Annotated in this window: 2 protein-coding genes; one reads left to right on the top strand and one right to left on the bottom strand. The window is 44.1% G+C overall.

What is annotated here, in order from left to right:
* Nucleotides 1–226: hypothetical protein (locus tag KDK18_RS11470; protein ID WP_257255040.1), on the bottom strand; the 226-nt coding region annotated here is incomplete at its 3' end.
* On the opposite strand from KDK18_RS11470, the gene KDK18_RS11465 reads away from it, so the two are divergent.
* Nucleotides 221–1543, top strand: a complete 1323-nt coding sequence (locus KDK18_RS11465; protein WP_257255039.1) for a hydroxymethylglutaryl-CoA reductase, degradative — start codon at nt 221–223, stop codon at nt 1541–1543. The genes KDK18_RS11470 and KDK18_RS11465 overlap by 6 nt on opposite strands.
* Nucleotides 1544–1744: the final 201 nt, after the last annotated feature.

The following is a 1744-nucleotide window of genomic DNA, read 5'->3' as shown; positions in this document are numbered from 1 at the left end:
ATATATGGTTTTGCATTTTACCGGTTAACACCGCCTTTTCAGGATTTTTTAAAGGTTGGTCTGCACCGAAGGTCTGCATACCCTTTGAAGAGTATGGTGTGAATTTCAGGAAATTTTTGGTGGTTCCGGCAGTTATTCCTGGCATATTTTTTGGGAGTAAATATTTTTTATATTTTTGTACTGTATTGAAAGCACTGACGGAATTAAGAGAGAAGCTATTATGCACAAGGTAGATTTTGAAACCCTGTCTGGAGGGTTTTATAAACTGTCATTGGCAGAACGCCTCGAACGGGTCGCCCGGTTTTCGGAGCTCTCAAAAGAGGAAGTGGATATCATTTCAGGAAAATCCTCTTTAAAAAAAGAACAGGCGGATCATTTAATTGAAAATACCATCGGTATTTTTCCAATGCCGTTAGGCGTTGCAAATTATTTTAATATTGATGGTGTTGATCGCTTTATCCCAATGTGTGTGGAAGAAACCTCTATTATTGCGGCCGCTTCTGCTAACGCCAAATGGGTGCGTAACAGAGGATGTATTAATACCTGGACAGAGGGTAGGTTGATCATTGGTCAGGTGCAACTTCCAAATGTATCTGATACAGAACTTACCCTTCGAAAGCTCACAGAAAATCGTAACGATATGATTGACCTTGCCAATCAGCGTCTTTCAGGTTTGGTAAGAAGAGGTGGTGGCATTAAAGACATTGAATTTAGAACGCTCGAACGATCCGACAAGCAAGGTTCAATGGTTGTCCTTCATCTTCTATGTGACCCTTGTGACGCCATGGGAGCAAATTTAATCAACCAGGCGTGTGAAGCCTTAAAGCCTCCTGTTGAAGAACAGACTGGTGAGAAGGTAGGCTTATGCATTCTCTCCAACCTTGTGGACTCCAGGCTGGCATGCGCTCGTGTCACTCTTTCTGATGTTGATGAAGAGCAAGGAACAGGCATAGAAGAGGCTTCGATTTTTGCTGAATCTGATCCTCATCGGGCATGCACACATAATAAAGGTATTTTAAATGGGATTGACCCCATTTTAATTGCAACGGGCAATGATTGGCGTGCAACCGAAGCAGGTATCCATGCTTACGCCGCACGCACCGGCAGCTACCAACCTGTTGCCACCTGGAGATATTCCCCTCTCAAGCGTCAGCTCATTGGGATCTTAAGAGTACCCATGGCTGTTGGGACCGTTGGAGGTGTTACCAAGGTTCATCCTTCAGCAAAGGTGGCCTTAAAGATTTTAAAGGTGTCTTCCGCAGAAGAGCTCGGACGTATTTGTGGTGCTGTAGGACTTGTTCAGAACCTGGGGGCTTTAAAAGCCCTTGCCACCGTAGGCATCGTGAAAGGTCACATGTCCCTTCATGCGAAAAACCTGGCCATTGCGGCAGGTGCCAATGAAATGGAAATTCCAAGGCTTGTGTCTGAGCTTGGTCAGTTAATCTCAATGAAAAAAGCCATTTCTGTTTCTGTTGCCAAAGAACTGTTAGTAAAAATCAGACCCACAGCAGTTAATCATGTTTCAGCTACACATCCGAGATAAAGTTTTTCACCAGAGACGAGTCCCTGGCCCTATCAGGTGAAGAAGCTTTTACCCGCTGCAAACTTTTAGGCGAGTCCACCATACTTCGGGCTACACTCAGCCCTGACTGAAGAAAAATGGAAATTTGAGTGCAACTTAAAACAGTTTTCTTTTATATAATCGGTACACTCTTGATCTCTTTGGCAGCCAGTGGATTTGGTG

The sequence above is a fragment of the Endozoicomonas sp. SESOKO3 genome (genome assembly GCF_024606255.1).
This window is presented reverse-complemented; position numbering and strand designations above follow the sequence as displayed.

What these genes read in the sequence shown, in the direction of transcription:
- KDK18_RS11465 (WP_257255039.1), top strand. Translation starts at nt 221, where the DNA reads ATGCACAAGGTAGATTTTGAAACCCTGTCTGGAGGGTTTTATAAACTG.